This is a genomic window from Pseudomonas sp. BN607 (genome assembly GCF_029871175.1).
Lineage (GTDB): Bacteria > Pseudomonadota > Gammaproteobacteria > Pseudomonadales > Pseudomonadaceae > Aquipseudomonas.
Genome location: NZ_SSOE01000069.1, coordinates 37,891 through 54,516, shown reverse-complemented (window position 1 = coordinate 54,516; position 16,626 = coordinate 37,891). Strand labels below are relative to the sequence as shown.

Genomic DNA, 16,626 nt, shown 5'->3' with positions numbered 1-16,626 from the left:
TCGGGCTATGTCAGGATTTTTCGAGGTTGGCGAGGATCTTGGCATGCACCCGCATGCACACCTGCAGGTCCGCCTCGTCCACGCCGTTGAACAGCTCCACCCGTAGCTGGTTGGCGATGGTTTCGATCTGCTCGATCAGCGGCTTGGCCGGCGGGCACAGCAAGATCTTCTTGGCCCGCCGGTCTTCCACCACCGCCTGCCGGCGCACCAGGCCTTGTGCTTCGAGGCTGTCCAGCAGCCGCGCCAGGGTTGGGCCTTCGACGCCCACGCTCTGGGCCAGCTCACGCTGGGTGGGGGCTTCTTCGAAGCGGGCCAGGTGCAGCAACACCAGCCAGCGCGCCTGGGACAGGTTGAGCCCGGCCAGGCGGCGGTCCAGCTCGGCACGCCAGCCCCGGGACATCTGGGCCAGCTGCATGCCGAAGCGGTGTTGGTTGTCGGTCAGGGGCATAAGCAACTCATTGAGTAGATCTAATTATTAGGCAGCTAACCATGCCCGGCCCCACGAGGCAAGGCTCGGGCACGCTTGCGTGTTCGATAATCGTCAAAAAGCATGACAAAGGTCAGCAGATGGCGCTTTTGCCTTCGATCCTGCCGATGCCTACAGCTCGAACTCCGCCGCCAGCGCCGCGCGGACGCAATACAGCACGCCTTCAGGCACCCGTGCGCCAAACAGCGGGGCAATCGTCGACACCGGGGGCAACTCGCCTTCGCCATCGAGGAAGGCATCCTGCACTTCCATGAGCAGGTCTTCCGGCAGGTCGAGGGCCTGGTCCAGGCTCAACTCCTGTCGCCCCAGCGCCTCGGCCAGCAGGCTGTACACGTTCTTCTCGCTGCAGTTGAGCTGCCCGGCGATCTGTGCCGGGGTCATGCCGGCCCGGGCCAGGCTGACCAGCTCGTGGCGCAGGTCCAGGACCACTTTCGGCGCCTCTTCGGTGCCACCGCTGTTGTTCAGCACCTCGAGGAACGCCTGGCCATAACGCTCCAGCTTGCGCGCGCCCACGCCGCTGACCTGGGCCATGTCGCTGAGGCTGACCGGCTGGCTGCGCAGCATCTCCAGCAACGTCGAGTCGGGGAAGATGACGTAGGGCGGCACACTGTGCTCTTCGGCCAGCTTGCGCCGCAGGGTACGCAGGGCTTCCCAGAGCTCGCGCTCTTCGGCGCGCACCAGCTGGCTGGCGGGGCTGCCGCCGCCGGACGACGAGGCCTTGGCGGTTGTCTGCGGCTTGAGGTCGCGGCGCAGTTGCAAGGTCACCTCGCCGCGCAACAGTGGCCGGCAGCTGTCGGACAGGCGCAGGCCGCCGTAGCCCTCCAGGTCGATATCGACCAGCCCGCGCGCCACCAACTGGCGGAACAGCGAACGCCACTCGGCTTCGGCCATGCCCTTGCCCACGCCAAACACCGAAAGCTTCTCATGCCCAAAATTGCGCACCTTCTCGGTGTCCTTACCCAACAGCACATCGACCAGGTGGCCGACGCCGTAGCGCTGGCCGGTGCGGAATACCGCCGACAGCGCTTGGCGCGCCGGCTCGGTAGCGTCCCAGGTCTGGATGTTGTCGACGCAGTTGTCACAGTGCCCGCAAGGTTGTTCGAGGGTTTCGTCGAAATAGGCCAGCAGCGACTGGCGACGGCAGCGGGTTTCTTCGCACAGCGCCAGCATGGCGTCGAGCTTGTGCTGTTCGATGCGCTTGTGGCGCTCGTCGCCTTCCGAGTTCTGCAGCATCTGCTTGAGCATCACCATGTCCTGCAGGCCGTAGGCCATCCAGGCATCGGATGGCAGGCCATCACGGCCGGCACGGCCGGTTTCCTGGTAATAGGCCTCCAGCGACTTTGGCAGGTCGAGGTGGGCAACGAAGCGCACGTTGGGCTTGTCGATGCCCATGCCGAAGGCAATGGTGGCGACCATGATCAGCCCTTCCTCGTTGAGGAAGCGGTGCTGGTTGGCCGCCCGTGTCTCGGCAGCCAGGCCGGCGTGATACGGCAGTGCCGGGAAACCCTGGTCACAAAGGAACGCAGCGGTTTCATCGACCTTCTTGCGCGACAGGCAATAGACAATGCCGGCGTTGCCACGGCGCTCGCCGAGGAATGCCATCAGCTGCTTGCGCGGCGCTTCCTTGGGCACGATGCGGTAGAAGATGTTCGGCCGGTCGAAGCTCGACAGGAAGCGCTCGGCCCCTTGCAGATGCAGGCGCTGGACGATCTCTTCGCGGGTACGCATGTCGGCGGTGGCGGTCAGGGCGATGCGCGGCACATGCGGGAACAGCTCGGCCAGCTGGCCCAATTGCAGGTACTCGGGGCGGAAATCGTGGCCCCATTGCGACACGCAGTGCGCCTCGTCGATGGCGAACAGCGAGATGTCGAGGTCGCGCAAGAAGTCGAGCATGCGCGGCTGCACCAGGCGCTCCGGCGCCAGGTACAGCATTTTCACCTCGCCCCGGCGCAGGCGCCCGGCCAGGTCGCGCTGCTGCTCTGCGGTCAGCGTGGAGTTCAGTGCGGCTGCCGCCACGCCCAGCTCGTCCAGGGTGGCGACCTGGTCGTCCATCAGCGCGATCAGTGGCGAGACCACCACAGTCAGGCCCGGGCGCAGCAGCCCCGGCACCTGGAAACACAACGACTTGCCGCCACCGGTGGGCATCAGTACCAGGGCATCGCCGCCATTGGCCACGCATTCGATGATCGCTGCCTGGCGCCCTCGGAAACTGTCGTAGCCGAAGATATCCTTGAGAACGCGCTGAGCCTGTTCGAGCATGTGCAACTCCAAATCGCCGTACCATCCTGGGGACAGGCTGGACGAAAAACCCGCCCCGCACACGCCAAATGCGTAAGCGGTTTTTGCCAGGCAGCCGGCAAAACCTGCCCCTGGATTGAAAATCGCGGAGTATACCGCAGCACCGCGCTGCGCAGGACACCACGGTGACAGACGTTCCCTTTGCCCCGCTGCCGCTGCAAGGTGCTAGAATTCGTTATCGTTTATTCCCCAAGGTAGCCCTGTAATGTCCTTCGCCGAGCAACTGACCCGCCTGCAAGCCTTCCTCGACGCCGACGAGCTGCACGAAGAAGCGCTGGACTATGTCGCCGCCCACGGCTACCTCACTGCCTTGTCGATCAACGCCGAGGACGTGCCCGAGCGGGAGTGGATCGACGCCCTGTTCGCCGAAGAGCCGCACTACGCCAGCGAAGCCCAGCGCACCGAAATCGAGGCCACCCTGGTGGCGCTGAAGGCGCACATCGCCCGGCAACTGGCCAGCGACGACGAATTCGAACTGCCGTGCGACCTCGACTTGGGCGACGAGCCGGACGATTCCGACCTGCGCGGCTGGTGCATCGGCTTCATGGAAGGCGTATTCCTGCGTGAAGAAGCTTGGTTCGAGAACGCCGAGGAAGAAGTCAGCGAGATGCTGCTGCCGATCATGGTCGGCTCGGGCCTGTTCGACGAGCAGCCAGAGTTCGCCGACATCGCCAGCAACGCCAACCTGCAGGACGACATGATCGTCCAGATTCCCGAAGCGCTGACTGCGCTGTTCCTGCTGCTGCACGCTCCTGACGAAAAGCCGGCGTTGCTCAAGCCACGCCACCACTAAGCCGCCTGTGCGCTACCTGCTGCTGGCCACCGGCTGGCTCAGCGTTGCGTTGGGGGTGTTGGGGATATTCCTGCCGGTATTGCCCACCACCCCGTTCCTGCTACTGGCGGCAGCCTGCTTTGCCCGCAGCTCGCCGCGCTTTCACCACTGGCTGGTCCATCACCCCAAGCTCGGGCCATGGATTCGCGACTACCTCAGTGGTGAAGGCATCCCCCTCAGGGGCAAGGTCTACGCCATCGGCCTGATGTGGGCCAGCATCGGCCTGTCGTGCTACCTGGTACCGCTGTTCTGGGCGCGTGCCTTCATGTTGACCAGTGCCGTGCTGGTCAGCCTGTACATCCTCCGCCAAAAAACCCTGCACAAACCAAAGTGACAATATTTTGTCGCCAAATATCAAATTTGCCTAACAACCCTTTTATTTATCTGAAATGGTTCTGGAACCGCACGAAACCCTTGCAATCACTGGATCGAATGGATTTCTGCGTGGTCGACAGATGATTATTTGGACAAACGCGTTAGACAATTAAAATATTACATGGCACATTGATATGAATAAATCTTCTTATCTATCGCGGTGAATGTACTTAGCTGTGTGGTTAAAAACCTGCAACACTATACGCGATAAATTATCGTCATTTTTTTGGCGAGCAGCAGGATCAATTCCAGGATCAGGGAGATGTACCATGCGCGTTTTGAACCCCATCACCAGTGCATTACTGTTGGCCCTGGCGAGTGCCAACGTACAGGCGATGTCGATGACCGAGGCTGTCCAAAGCGCCGTGGACTACCACCCACAAGTCAGCTCCAACCGTAACAGCAAGCTGTCGGCCGACGAAGACGTGAAGTTCGCGCGTGGTGGCTACTACCCGTCCGTGGACCTGGTCGCCGGCTACGGCCGCCAGCGTTCTGACAACACCACTACCCGTGCTGAAGGTAACCACAACAAGGAAACCCTCAACTACACGCAGTCCGAGCTGCGCCTGCGGCAGATGATCTTCGACGGCTTCAATACCTCGAATGAAGTGGGCCGTACGGAGGCTGTCTCCACCTCTCGCGCCTACTACACCCAAGCAGTGGCCCAGGATGTGGCCCTGCGAGCGGTCGAGGTGTACCTGGAAGTGCTCAAGCGTCGTGAGCTGGTGACCCTGGCCAAGAACAACCTGCAAGCCCACTTGCGGGTCAATGACCAGATCGGCCTGCGTAACGAGCGTGGTGTCGGCAGCACTGCCGACCTTGACCAGTCCCGCGCCCGTCGCGCTCTGGCTGAGAACAACCTGGACACCGCAGAAGTCGACCTGGCCGATGCCGAGGCCAACTTCTTCAGCGTGATCGGCCGCGCGCCGGACGAACTGGAAAGCCCGCAGACCATCAAGGGTGAAGTGCCTGTCACCCTCGACGAAGCACGCGACGGCATGCGCCAGAACAACCCGTACATCAAGTCGGCCCAAGCTGACGTGAACGCCGCCGAGCAGCAGTACGAAGTGGGCAAGTCGACCTTCTACCCGCGCTTCGATGCCATTCTGGCGACCGGTGCCAACAACAACACCGGCGGCGAGAAGGGCCACAACAACAACGACTGGCAAGCCGGCGTCGAGATGAACTACAACCTGTTCCGCGGCGGCAGTGACAAGGCTCGCCTGCAGTCCGACGCGCACAAGATCAACCAGGCCCTGGATATTCGCAACAACGCCCTGCGCGAACTGACCGAGAACCTGAGCCTGGCGTGGAACGCCATGAACAACGCCAGCAAGCAGCTGCCGACTGCGCGTGAATACGCCGAAACCACCAAGCGCGTGCGCGCGGCCTACCAAGACCAGTTCGGCCTGGGCCAGCGTACCCTGCTGGACGTGCTGGACAGTGAAAACGAACTGTACAACGCCGACCGCCGCTACACCGAAGTGCGTTACACCGAGGAGTTCTCGCGCTACCGCGTGCTGGCGACCATGGGTGAATTGCTGACCAAGCAGCGTATTTCACTGCCGCCAGAGGCGCTGGCAACGACCGAAGTACGTACCGAGGCGCGCTTGCCAGAGATGCGTTGATCGGGCTGAGAGTACCGGGGCCGCTTTGCGGCCCTTTTGCGTCTCACGGCCGCGCCTTGTAGCCACTTGCCTGCTTCGCGCAGTGAGCCTGCCCCACAGGCCCTCCCTGCCCCCTCATCCGTCACCATGGTTACGTTGATACGTCTCCTCGCCCATGGCCCTGATCTGCCCCTCGATCAAGGCCTCGAACGGTGCCAGCAGCGCATCGAAACAGGCCGGCGGCTCCAGCGCGTTCAACGCCCCCACCACCGCCTCGATGGTCGACAACGCTCCCGCTTCCGGCGCCTTGCGCAAGCGATAGCGTGAAGCTGCCACCTGCCCCAGCGTGACCCGCGGCAAGGTCTCCAGCAACGGGTTCAGGTACAGCAGCTTGCGCGCCTTGCGCCAGGTGCCGTCGGGCACGATCAGCAGCAACGGCTTGTCGCGCCCATCGTCATACGCGGTCAGCACCTGGGCGTCGTCGCCAGGGAACAGCAGCGCAGGCCGGTAGCCAGGGGTAGCCAGTAACTGTGCGAGGTCATCGAATACCTCACCTACCCGCAGCTCGGCATTACGCAGGCCAAGGGCGGCCAGCCGGGCAGTATTCAGCGCATGAGCGGTTTCACTGGGGTGCTGCAACAGGATCACTCGGGTACGGCTGTCGAGCGCTGGAATCAGCGGGCATAGGCAATGGTCGAGCGGGCGCTGGCAGCGCTCGCAACGGGGTCTGGGCATGGGGGTCTCCTTGGCGGGGACATTTTGCCACAGAACCTGCGCCCGCTCTGCCAGCGGATGGGCCGCAAGGCGGCCCCAGCGCTTTCAGCGGTTGAACCGTTCCGCCAGGCTATGCAGATACTCTGCCATGCGCTCCAGGTCCTGGCTGATCTCCGCCCCTTGCCTGGCCTGCCCGGCACTCTGATCGCACAGCTGGGCAATCCGCACGATCTGCTGGTTGATGTCCTCGGCCACATGGCTTTGCTGTTCCGACGCCGTGGCCATCTGCTGACTCATGCCAGTGATGCGGCTGACCGCCTGGGCAATCCCGCCCAAGGCGGCCTGCACCGCCTCGACACTGTGCACGCTGTCGCGCGATATCTGCTCACCACGGCTGGCAGTACTCACCGCCCGTTCCGCCCCGGCACGCAACGACGCGATGATCTGGTGAATTTCCTCGGTCGAAGCGCGCGTGCGCTGGGCCAGCGAGCGTACCTCATCGGCCACCACGGCAAACCCCCGCCCCTGCTCGCCGGCGCGCGCCGCTTCAATGGCGGCGTTGAGCGCCAGCAGGTTGGTCTGTTCGGCAATCGAGGTAATCACGTCGACCACGCTGCCAATTGACTGGGTCTGCTCAGCCAAGGCATTCACCGCCTGACCAATGTCGTTGACCGCATCGCTCATGCTGCCCATGGCTTTGAGGCTCTGCAGCGCCAGCTCGCTACCCTGCTGCGCCAACTGGTCGGCATCTCCTGCGGCATGCGCCGTGCTCTGCACGTTGTGAGTGACCTGCTGGATGGTTGCCGCCATCTGTGCGATGGCCGTGGCCGACTGGTCGGTCTCGCTGCGCTGGCGGTCGAGCATCTGCGCCTGTGCATCGGACAGGTCGGAGGATTGCGCGGCCCGCGACTTCACCCCAACCCCGGCATCCACCAGGCGCGTCAGGGCCGTTTGCAAGCGGGCCTCCTCACTGATGATGGCCAGATCCAGCTGGCCCTGCAGGCCCGGGTTGTCGCTGTAGGTCAGCGCCACCAGCGGGCTGGTGAAGGCCTTGGGGTGCTCGGCCAGCGTGCGGCGGATGGCCTGGTTCTGCCGATGCTCCACCAGGTACCAGGCCAGCAGCAGGCTGGCCATCAGCACCCCGAGCGCCGCGTAAGGCGGTAGCCACAAATAGCCCGCTGCCGCCACCAGGCCTGCACCCATCAGTGGCCAGCCGTGACCCAGGCCATGCCCCATGCGGGCTGCCCACGATACCGGCGCGCGACCATCGCGCAAGCGCGCGTACAACGCCTCGGCGCGGCGGATCTGCTCACGCGTTGGCACCGAGCGCACCGACTCGTAGCCGCTGATGCGGCCTTGTTCGTAGACCGCCGTGACATAGGCGCTGACCCAGTAATAATCACCGTTCTTCGCCCGGTTCTTGACCACGCCCATCCACGGCTTGCCCTGCTTGATGGTTTCCCACATGTGGCCGAACACCGCCGGCGGCATGTCGGGGTGGCGTACCAGGTTATGCGGTTGACCGACCAGCTCGTCATAGGTGAACCCGCTGATCGCCACGAAGGCGTCGTTGCAATAGGTGATGCGGCTGTTGAGGTCGGTGGTGGATATCAGCCGTTGTTCGCTGGGGAAGGTTCTTTCGTGCTCAGTGACGGGCAAGTTCATGCGCATCTTGGGCGATCCTTGCAGGATGAAATTAAGGGAAATCATCAGCGCAAGTTGATATGTAGCAGAGCGCTATCAGGTTAGCGGTCCGCTTCTGCCGAAATTTAACGCCGCCCGACGGAATACATGAACACGGGGCCACTCAACCCACGTTAAGCTGGCTTTTCAACAGGTCACGGAAGGTCTGGATCAGCGGTTCTCGGCTACGCCCGCGGCGGATGATCAGCGAGAACGGCGCCTGGTAGCCAAAGGTGGACGGCGACAGCACGCGCAGGTCGCCCTTGTCGACCCAGGCCTGGGCATAGTGCTCGGGCAAGTAACCGATATAGGCGCCGGACAGGATCAGGATCAACTGCGCCTCCATACTCTCCACGGTCGCCGCACTGTGCTTGAACCCATGCCGGGCCAGTTCTGCCTGGCTCCAGTAACCACGCCCGACCATGCGCTGCTGGGTCACCACCTGCTCGGGGATACGCCGTTCGGCATACAACGGGTGGCGGCTGCTGCAGTACAGCCAGTGCTGTTCGCGGTACAACGGCTGGTACAGCAGGCCGCTCATGCGCGAGGAAAACGCGCCGATCGCCAGGTCCAGTCGGTTGTCCTGCACACCCAGTTGCAGTTCGTACGGGCTGGACACCGACAAGTGCAAGTGCACCGCCGGGTGCTCCTGACTGTAGGCACCGATGGCCTCGGCCAGCGGCAAGGCTCGATCGCCGACCGTGGAGTCGATCACACCCAGGTTGAGGGTGCCGCGCAACTCGCCCTTGAGTGCGGCCGCGTATTGCTCGAAACCATCCAGTTCGGCTAGCAGGCGCAGAGTTTCCTGGTGGAACAGCTCGCCCTTGCTGGTCAGGCTGAAACCACCCCGGCCGCGGTGGCACAGCACGATACCCAGCGCGCCTTCCAGCTGGCTCATGTAGGTACTGATGGCCGACGTCGACAGGTTCAGCTCGCGCTGGGCGTTGGCGAAGCCCTGGTGGCGCACAACGCTGATGAAGATGCGCAGCAGTTTCAGGTCGGGCAAGGTCGAGGCCATGGTGCAACGTTTCCACAAGGGTATTGCCGCGCAGTCTAACCGCTCTGCCGGGCTTTAGTTCAGAAATTCCTGAACTAAGTATTTGTCGGTAGCGATTCTTCCCCGGCACTACCTTGCGCAGACTTGGCCGAAATGTCCCTGCCCGCCGGCAAAAGCACAGTTGAAAGGCGCGCGGCGGCACAGGTTCGAACAAACAGAACAATCGACCGACTGATGAGGCCCACCGTGGACAAGACTCTCCACCAACCACTGGGCGGCAACGAAATGCCGCGTTTCGGCGGCATCGCCACCATGCTCCGTCTGCCCCACCTGCAAAGCGCCGAAGGCCTGGATGCCGCGTTCATCGGCGTGCCGCTGGACATCGGCACCTCCCTGCGCTCCGGCACCCGCTTCGGCCCACGGCAGATCCGCGCCGAATCGGTGATGATCCGTCCGTATAACATGGCTACCGGCGCTGCGCCGTTCGACTCGCTGTCGGTGGCCGACATCGGCGACGTGGCGATCAACACCTTCAACCTGCTGGATGCCGTACGCATCATCGAAGAAGCGTACGACCAGATCGTCGAGCACAACGTGATCCCGATGACCCTGGGCGGCGACCACACCATTACCCTGCCGATCCTGCGTGCGCTGCACAAGAAGCACGGCAAGATCGGCCTGGTGCACATCGATGCCCACGCCGACGTCAACGACCACATGTTCGGCGAGAAAATCGCCCACGGCACCACCTTCCGCCGCGCCGTCGAAGAAGGCCTGCTCGACTGCGACCGCGTGGTGCAGATCGGCCTGCGCGCCCAAGGCTACACCGCCGACGATTTCAACTGGAGCCGCCGCCAGGGCTTCCGCGTGGTCCAGGCCGAGGAATGCTGGCACAAGTCGCTGGAGCCGTTGATGGCCGAAGTGCGGGAAAAAGTGGGTGGCGGGCCGGTCTACCTGTCGTTCGACATCGACGGCATCGACCCGGCCTGGGCCCCGGGTACCGGTACCCCGGAAATCGGCGGCTTGACCACTATCCAGGCAATGGAGATCATTCGCGGCTGCCACGGCCTGGACCTGATCGGCTGTGACCTTGTCGAGGTCTCCCCACCTTACGACACCACCGGCAACACCTCGCTGCTGGGTGCCAACCTGCTGTTCGAAATGCTCTGCGTGCTGCCTGGCGTGGTGCGTCGCTAATACCGCTCTACCCCGGCAGGAGCCATGAGGGAGGGCCACTGAGGCCCGCCAACACAAGAAAAGACCGCCGGGCGCCGTGCAGACGCCCGCGTGGTCGATCTCGCCATAATAAAGATAATCGGGAGACCCCCAATGGCCTTGGACATCATTGTTGTAATGATCTACACCGCCGGCATGCTAGGGCTTGGCTGGTATGGCATGCGGCGCGCAAAAACCCATGAAGACTACCTGGTAGCCGGGCGCAACCTTGGCCCGGTGCTGTACATGGGTACCATGGCCACGACCGTGCTCGGTGGCGCTTCCACCGTCGGCACCGTGCGCCTGGGCTACGTCCACGGCATCTCCGGGTTCTGGCTGTGCGCAGCCTTGGGCCTGGGCATCATCGCCATCAACCTGTTCCTCGCCAAACCCTTGCTGCGCCTGCGTATCTTCACCGTGACCCAGGTGCTCGAGCAGCGCTATAACCCTACCGCCCGCCAGGCCAGCGCCGTGATCATGCTGGCCTACGCGCTGATGATCGGTGTGACCTCGACCCTGGCCATGGCCACCGTATTGCAGGTACTGCTGGACCTGCCGTTCTGGGCGTCGCTGATGCTCGGTGGCGGCGTGGTGGTGCTGTACTCGACCATCGGCGGGATGTGGTCGCTGACCTTGACCGACATCGTCCAGTTCGTGATCAAGACCGTCGGCCTGATGTTCATCCTGCTGCCGGTGTGCCTGTACAAGGCCGGTGGCTGGGATACCCTGGTGGCCAAACTGCCGGCGGCCAGCTTCCAGCTGACCACCATTGGCTGGGACACCATCATCACCTACTTCCTGATCTACTTCTTTGGCATCCTGATTGGCCAGGACATCTGGCAGCGGGTGTTCACTGCCCGCGATGAAAAGGTCTGCCAGCGTGCCGGTACTACTGCCGGTGTGTACTGCGTACTGTACGGCCTGGCCTGTGCGGCGATCGGCATGGCAGCACACGTGCTGATGCCCGACCTGGCCAACCCGAACAATGCCTTCGCCGAGATGATCAAGACCACCCTGCCAGATGGCATTCGTGGTTTGCTGATGGCGGCAGCCCTGGCGGCCATGATGTCCACCGCAAGCGCCGGCCTGCTGGCGGCCTCGACCACCGTGACCGAAGACCTGCTGCCCAAGCTGCGAGGCGGCAAGCAGTCGAGCCTGGGCATGAGCCGCCTGTTCACCTTGCTCACCGGCCTGGTGGTGCTGGGCATCGCGCTGATGGTGAATGATGTGATCAACGCCCTGACCCTGGCCTACAACCTGCTGGTCGGCGGCATGCTGATCCCGCTGATTGGCGCCATCTTCTGGAAACGCGCAACCACTTCCGGTGCAATTGCCAGCATGTCGCTGGGCTTTGCCACCGCGCTGCTGTTCATGTTCAAGGATGGGCTGGAGGCCAACACGCCGATCTACTACAGCCTGGCCATTGGCCTGGTGAGCTTTGTGGTGGTGAGCCTGCTGTCGCGCAAGCCGGCAGCCGCGGCGACACTGGCCTGATCTACAACCTGTAGGGGCACACACAAAAAGGCCGCTGCACCCACCCAGGTGCAGCGGCCTTTGGTCTTTCTCAGCGACGGCGCGGTTGGCGCTTGCGCTGCTCTTCATCAGTCGGGATCGGCACCGGCTGCAAGGGTGGTGGAATCAGCCCCAAGGCGACGGCCAGGTCGTGGAGCCAGTTTGACAGTGGTTTATTCATAATGCCCCCTTGACGGGTCAGCCTCACGGCAAATCAATCCTGCGATGTTTCATACAGATCATAGCCCGATGTCCTGTATTACGCATGCCTCTGCTCTTACAGATATGGGCCATTTTGACTCGGATCAAGCCGTGGCGGCGCATTCCGACGACTGGTCAATCGTTTCGCTTTGTTGCAGGTCGATCCAGGCCTGCAAGTTTGCCCCGCGCATACCTTGGCGCCACATCAGCCAAGTGACCGCCTGATCGAACGGCGCTTGCAATGGATGCACCCTTACCCGATCGCGCCCGGGCAGGCTGTCGAGCATCGACCGGGCCATCATAGCCACCCCCGCGCCAGCGATCACGCACGCCAGCATGCTCTGGTACGACTCGATTTCCATTACCCGGCCCATCGGCGTGTGCGCATGGGCATACCAGGCCTCCAGGCGCATGCGGTACGAACAGCCTTGGCGGAAGGTGAACACCGCCTTGCCCGCCACATCCTTGGCGCCGTGCACTGGCGGGTGTTCAGGGCTGGTGATCAGCACCAGTTGTTCATCGCACAACGGTACACCGTCAAGACCGGCCAGGTTGAGCGGGCCGTCCACCAGAGCAGCATCCAGGCTGTGGTTGAGCAGGCCTTCGAGCAATTCACCGCTGGGCGCGGCGCGCACCTGCAGGTTCACTGCCGGGTAAGCCTGGTGGTAACGCGCCAGCAACGCCGGCAGGTGGGTGGCGGCCGTGCTGTACATGGTCCCCAGCACGAAATCCCCGGCAGGCTGGCCGCCACGCACTGCGGCCAACGCCTCGTCGCGCAGCGCTGACATACGGTTGGCGTAGTCCAGCAGCACCTTGCCTGCCGGTGACAATTGCAAACGCTGGCGCTCACGCAGGAACAGCTCGACGCCCAGCTGTTCTTCAAGCTGGCGCAGGCGCGTCGACAGGTTTGACGGTACCCGATGCAGGCGCTCGGCGGCACGGGTGATGGAACCCTCCTCGGCGACCGCCTGGAAGATACGCAGCTGGCTGAACTCCACGATATTCTCCAAAACAGAACAACTTGATCATCATTATTCAATTTTATTGAAAAAGAAACCGTTCTAACCTGCCGGCCATCGCTTACATACGTGCAGGAGACCTGTCATGTCGCCACTCTCTCAATTGCTGGCCAGCGCTGTGGCGCTGATGATGGCCATGGGTATCGGCCGCTTCGCCCTCACACCACAACTGCCGCAACTGATCGCCGAGGGCCAGTTCGACCTGACGGTCGCTGGACTGGTGGCAGCGGCCAACTACCTGGGTTACTTCATTGGTGCGGTAGACGCCATGTTCGCCCGCTCCCCCGGCCAGGTGCGCCTGCGCCTGCATGGGGGACTGTGGCTGTGCGTGGTGCTGACCTTGGCCTCGTGGCGCGCCGACGGTTTCTGGCCGCACCTGCTGCTGCGTTTTGGCACTGGCCTGGCCAGCGCCTGGGTGTTGGTGATGATCACCAGCCTCAGCCAGCAGGTGGCCAATGCCCATAACCACCAGCGCCTGGGGGCTCTGGTATTCGCCGGGCCCGGCCTGGGGATTGCCGTCACCGGCCTGCTGGCCCTGGTGGCACATGTGCTGGGACTGGGTTCGGCAGCGCTGTGGCTGATCTACGGCATGGCCGCGCTGGCGATGCTGGTGGCCATGCGGCGATGGCTGCCATGTACGCTGCAAGCGGCGCCAAGCCCAACGCCTGCGCGCCATGGCCCGACCCGCAGTGTCGGCATCGGCCGCCTGGGGTTGGTGTATGCCTTGTATGGCATCGGTTACATCCTGCCGGCCACCTTCCTGTCCCAGATGGCCAACCAGCAGTTCCGCGGGCAGTGGCTGGCCGACCTGTTCTGGCCGGCGTTTGGCCTGGCGGCTGCGCTGGGGGTGCTGCTGGTGAGCCTGCGCCGCGGCGGGCACACTTCGGCTTGGCTCACCGCCACCCTCTGGCTGCAGGGAATCGGTGTGCTGGCTTGCCTGATGGGCGGGGGTATCGGGTTGGCGTTGGGCGTGGTGCTGTGCGGCGGGCCGTTCCTGGCCTGCATGCAATTGGTGATGCAACGCTCGCGGGAGCTGGCGCCGCATGCCACACAGCGCAATGCCGGGCTGCTGACCGCGTGCTTCGCCCTGGGGCAGTTGAGCGGGCCGTTACTGGCGGCGCTCAGCAGCCACTACAGCGGCGGGCTGCAACCGGCGCTGATGCTGGCGGCGGGTGGCTTGGGAGTGGCTGGCGGGCTGGTGCTGATGGCCGGCAGAACACGGCAGGCTGTTGCCTGTCAGGCCAGGGTCACACCCTGAATGATGATTGTTTGATCCGGCTCTTCGCGGGCTCACCCGCGAAGAGCCGGCACACATCACCCGACAAACCGTCGCAACTGCTGCTTCACCCAAGGTTCGGCACTCACCAGAACCACACCCAGCAACACCATCAACGCCCCCACCACAAAATTCGCGCTCAGCGGTTCATCCAGCAGCAAGACACCAAAGGTCACCCCGAACAATGGGGTAATGAAGGAAAACACCGCCAGGTTCGACGCCAGGTACTTGCGCAGCAGCCAGAACCAGGTGAGGTAGCTGACGAACGACACCACAATCCCCTGGAACAATACGCTGCCCATCGCCAGCGGCGTCAGCGACACCGCGCCGATCTGTCCGCTGAGCAGTGCGATCAGCAACAGCCCAGCAAAACCGACCGCCAGCTGATAGAACAGGGTCAAGGTCGCCGGCGCCTCCGACAATCGCGAGCAGCGCACCACCACCGTGGTCGCGCCCCAGGCCAGCCCGGCGATCACGCCAAACGCGTCACCCAGCAAGGTACGACCGTCCATGTGCTCGAATGACATGCCACCGGCAAACGCCATGGCAATGCCGCCGAATGCCAGCAGAATCCCCAGCCATTGCAGCAGCCGCAAGCGTTCACTGGCCAACCGAAAATGCAGCCCCAACGCGGTGAACACGGGCGCGGTGTAGAGAAACACCGACATGTGTGCCGCCGATGTCAGTTTCAGCCCTTCGGCAATGAACAGAAACTCCACCCCGAACAGCCCGCCCGCCAGCAACCCGGCGCGCCAGGTACTGCCGACCTGCTCCCAGCCACCCCGCCAGCACAGCATCAGGCCTACCAGCACAGCGGCAATGCCATTGCGCAGTGCCGCCTGCATCACCGGGGCGATGTCGACGGCGGCGGTCTTGATCAGCACCTGCTGGCAGCCCCATATCAGGCAAAGGCCCAGCATTACCTGGAAGGCAAAGGCGTCAGGGTTCTTGCGGACCGCGCTCATAAGCGGGCCTCTGGGGTGATCGTTGGCATGGGCAAGACTCGGCAGCTTTCAGAAGCGACCGATTATCGGGTTTTGAACGCTGCACATGCCAGCCTTAAAACGACATCAAGCAATCTGTGCCTTCGCAGATACCTGGTCGAATGTCGTTTCGTCCAGCGCATCTTCCTGCTCATCCAGCACCTGGCGCGGGTGCTCGAAGCCGGGGATGCTGCTGTCGATCAGGCTCATCAAGCGCGAGCCGCGTTCGGTCAGGACAAAGTTTTCGCCATTGCCGCCGTCCTCTTCAGGCCGGCATTCAATGAATCCGCGCTCGAATAGCAGCTTTTCATACTCGCATGCACGGGTTTTCAGATGATCCACGTCACCCACCGGCTCACCCTTGGCGGCCAGTGCGGCGGCGTGCTGCTCGGCATAGGGGCGTGGCGTGAAGCTGTGACCGCCGCCGTTCTGCACCTCGTGCAGCAAGCGTTCGATCAGGTCCCAGTCGTAGACGATGCTCATGGCTACGGGCTCCTGCTGTGGACGGAAGGGGTACACAGGTTGGGACCTGCCAGGGTTGCCAAGCGTTCAGAAGCGTTTAGCGCTGACGTTGTTGTGCTTGCATGTACTGGCGCAGCAACTGATTGATCCGGGTCTGGTAGCCGCTGCCCTGCTCCTTGAACCAGGCAAGGACATCTGAGTCCAGTCGAATGGTCACCGTCTGCTTGGCGGGAACGCGCAGCTCGGCCTGGCGGAAAAGTCGTGGTCCAGTTCAGGGATATCTGATGTGTCGATATCCTTGTCGTCCTGTCGAGCCAGGCGGCTCCAGTCAGTTTTCGATGATTTGGTCATAGTACCTGGCCTCCCGTTTGGTGGCTTTTCTTGCAGAAATGATGCGAATCACCTCACCCCGGCTCTCCGTGTACACGACGACACCTATCAGCGCCTTTCCTTTGAGACTAGAGCGATGTAGCGCGCTGCTCAACGGCTCTGGAGGGATATGGCTGCGTTTCAGAAATGGGCTACGACCATCAAGGAAATCATCCATCGGTCGCAAGCCCTGAACTTCCCTGCCCCCACAGCCCTCCACCGGGCACCACCAACGCCGGAGGTTGAAAGGATGAAACCGCTATTGCCCATAGCCTGTGCCACTGCCCTGCTCTGCGCCCTGCCCGCTTGGGCCTGCACACCTGAAGAAGCAACGCAGAAACGTGAGGAGCTGGCCGGGCTGGTCACTCAGTTGACCGAGCAGAAACCGCAAAAGGCCAAGGAGATCAATGACGAGCTTCAGGGAATGGAACTGGGGACTGCGAGCAAAGACTTGCCCGACAAGTGTCAGCTGATCGACAAGCGGATCAAGGAATTGAAGGAAGCGGAAAAGAAGGCTGATTAGTTGTTGGGCCGACGGGCCTTGTAGCGGGTGAACCCGTTCCCACAAGACCGCGCGGCACTCAAGGTCAGTGCGG

The 16,626-nt window shown here is 62.9% G+C and carries 16 protein-coding genes and 2 pseudogenes; 7 read left to right on the top strand and 11 right to left on the bottom strand.

The window, feature by feature from the left end; genetic code table 11:
• Positions 1–10 precede the first annotated feature (10 nt).
• Positions 11–448 carry a MarR family transcriptional regulator gene (locus E8E68_RS26140; protein ID WP_110743683.1) on the bottom strand — a complete coding sequence of 146 codons (438 nt, stop codon included), beginning with the start codon at positions 446–448 and terminating at the stop codon, positions 11–13.
• Positions 449–598: 150 nt separating this feature from the next.
• Complete coding sequence (gene recQ / locus E8E68_RS26135; protein WP_266028837.1) at positions 599–2,746, bottom strand: DNA helicase RecQ; 2,148 nt, start codon at positions 2,744–2,746, stop codon at positions 599–601.
• Between the two features lie 244 nt (positions 2,747–2,990).
• Here recQ and E8E68_RS26130 point away from each other — a divergent pair, with 244 nt between their 5' ends.
• From E8E68_RS26130 to E8E68_RS26120, 3 genes are all read left to right on the top strand, one after another.
• On the top strand, positions 2,991–3,578 hold the full coding sequence (locus tag E8E68_RS26130; protein ID WP_110743685.1) for a YecA family protein: 588 nt from the start codon (positions 2,991–2,993) through the stop codon (positions 3,576–3,578).
• A 7-nt stretch (positions 3,579–3,585) separates the two neighbouring features.
• Entirely contained in the window at positions 3,586–3,951 is a 366-nt protein-coding gene (locus E8E68_RS26125) for a YbaN family protein (RefSeq protein ID WP_266028836.1), read from the top strand.
• Between the two features lie 310 nt (positions 3,952–4,261).
• Positions 4,262–5,620 (top strand): TolC family outer membrane protein, encoded by a 1,359-nt coding sequence (locus E8E68_RS26120; RefSeq protein WP_280346158.1) that lies wholly within the window; start codon positions 4,262–4,264, stop codon positions 5,618–5,620.
• Between the two features lie 114 nt (positions 5,621–5,734).
• On the opposite strand, the gene E8E68_RS26115 is transcribed toward E8E68_RS26120, so the two are convergent.
• From E8E68_RS26115 to E8E68_RS26105, 3 genes are all read right to left on the bottom strand, one after another.
• Positions 5,735–6,334: a DTW domain-containing protein gene (locus tag E8E68_RS26115; protein ID WP_280346155.1), complete on the bottom strand. Its 600-nt coding sequence runs from the start codon at positions 6,332–6,334 to the stop codon at positions 5,735–5,737.
• An 84-nt stretch (positions 6,335–6,418) separates the two neighbouring features.
• Positions 6,419–7,984, bottom strand: coding sequence for a PAS domain-containing methyl-accepting chemotaxis protein (locus E8E68_RS26110; protein ID WP_110743689.1), 1,566 nt, complete (start codon positions 7,982–7,984; stop codon positions 6,419–6,421).
• A gap of 136 nt (positions 7,985–8,120) precedes the next feature.
• Positions 8,121–9,014 carry a LysR family transcriptional regulator gene (locus E8E68_RS26105; RefSeq protein WP_003254585.1) on the bottom strand — a complete coding sequence of 298 codons (894 nt, stop codon included), beginning with the start codon at positions 9,012–9,014 and terminating at the stop codon, positions 8,121–8,123.
• A 225-nt stretch (positions 9,015–9,239) separates the two neighbouring features.
• Here E8E68_RS26105 and speB point away from each other — a divergent pair, with 225 nt between their 5' ends.
• Complete coding sequence (gene speB, locus E8E68_RS26100; RefSeq protein WP_110743690.1) at positions 9,240–10,190, top strand: agmatinase; 951 nt, start codon at positions 9,240–9,242, stop codon at positions 10,188–10,190.
• Between the two features lie 132 nt (positions 10,191–10,322).
• Complete coding sequence (locus tag E8E68_RS26095) at positions 10,323–11,702, top strand: sodium:solute symporter (protein WP_110743691.1); 1,380 nt, start codon at positions 10,323–10,325, stop codon at positions 11,700–11,702.
• Between the two features lie 70 nt (positions 11,703–11,772).
• Here the strand turns inward: E8E68_RS26095 and E8E68_RS26090 are convergent, their stop codons facing one another.
• Positions 11,773–11,901 (bottom strand): PA1414 family protein, encoded by a 129-nt coding sequence (locus E8E68_RS26090; RefSeq protein WP_009683677.1) that lies wholly within the window; start codon positions 11,899–11,901, stop codon positions 11,773–11,775.
• Between the two features lie 124 nt (positions 11,902–12,025).
• Positions 12,026–12,919, bottom strand: a complete 894-nt coding sequence (locus E8E68_RS26085; protein ID WP_110743692.1) for a LysR family transcriptional regulator — start codon at positions 12,917–12,919, stop codon at positions 12,026–12,028.
• A 106-nt stretch (positions 12,920–13,025) separates the two neighbouring features.
• Here E8E68_RS26085 and E8E68_RS26080 point away from each other — a divergent pair, with 106 nt between their 5' ends.
• Positions 13,026–14,198, top strand: coding sequence for an MFS transporter (locus E8E68_RS26080; protein WP_280346148.1), 1,173 nt, complete (start codon positions 13,026–13,028; stop codon positions 14,196–14,198).
• A 56-nt stretch (positions 14,199–14,254) separates the two neighbouring features.
• Here the strand turns inward: E8E68_RS26080 and E8E68_RS26075 are convergent, their stop codons facing one another.
• The 4 genes and pseudogenes from E8E68_RS26075 to E8E68_RS26060 all read right to left on the bottom strand — a co-directional run.
• The gene (locus E8E68_RS26075; RefSeq protein ID WP_280346145.1) at positions 14,255–15,181 is read right to left on the bottom strand and encodes a DMT family transporter; all 927 of its coding nucleotides are present in this window, start codon (positions 15,179–15,181) and stop codon (positions 14,255–14,257) included.
• Between the two features lie 105 nt (positions 15,182–15,286).
• The gene (locus E8E68_RS26070) at positions 15,287–15,682 is read right to left on the bottom strand and encodes a transcriptional regulator (RefSeq protein ID WP_266028829.1); all 396 of its coding nucleotides are present in this window, start codon (positions 15,680–15,682) and stop codon (positions 15,287–15,289) included.
• A gap of 76 nt (positions 15,683–15,758) precedes the next feature.
• A pseudogene (locus tag E8E68_RS26065) lies at positions 15,759–16,012 on the bottom strand (BrnA antitoxin family protein).
• Positions 15,990–16,109 (bottom strand): annotated as a pseudogene (locus tag E8E68_RS26060) (BrnT family toxin); the annotation flags it as partial. The pseudogenes E8E68_RS26065 and E8E68_RS26060, both read right to left, overlap by 23 nt.
• Before the next feature lie 171 nt (positions 16,110–16,280).
• On the opposite strand from E8E68_RS26060, the gene E8E68_RS26055 reads away from it, so the two are divergent.
• Positions 16,281–16,553, top strand: coding sequence for a hypothetical protein (locus E8E68_RS26055; protein ID WP_280346142.1), 273 nt, complete (start codon positions 16,281–16,283; stop codon positions 16,551–16,553).
• Positions 16,554–16,626 lie beyond the last annotated feature (73 nt).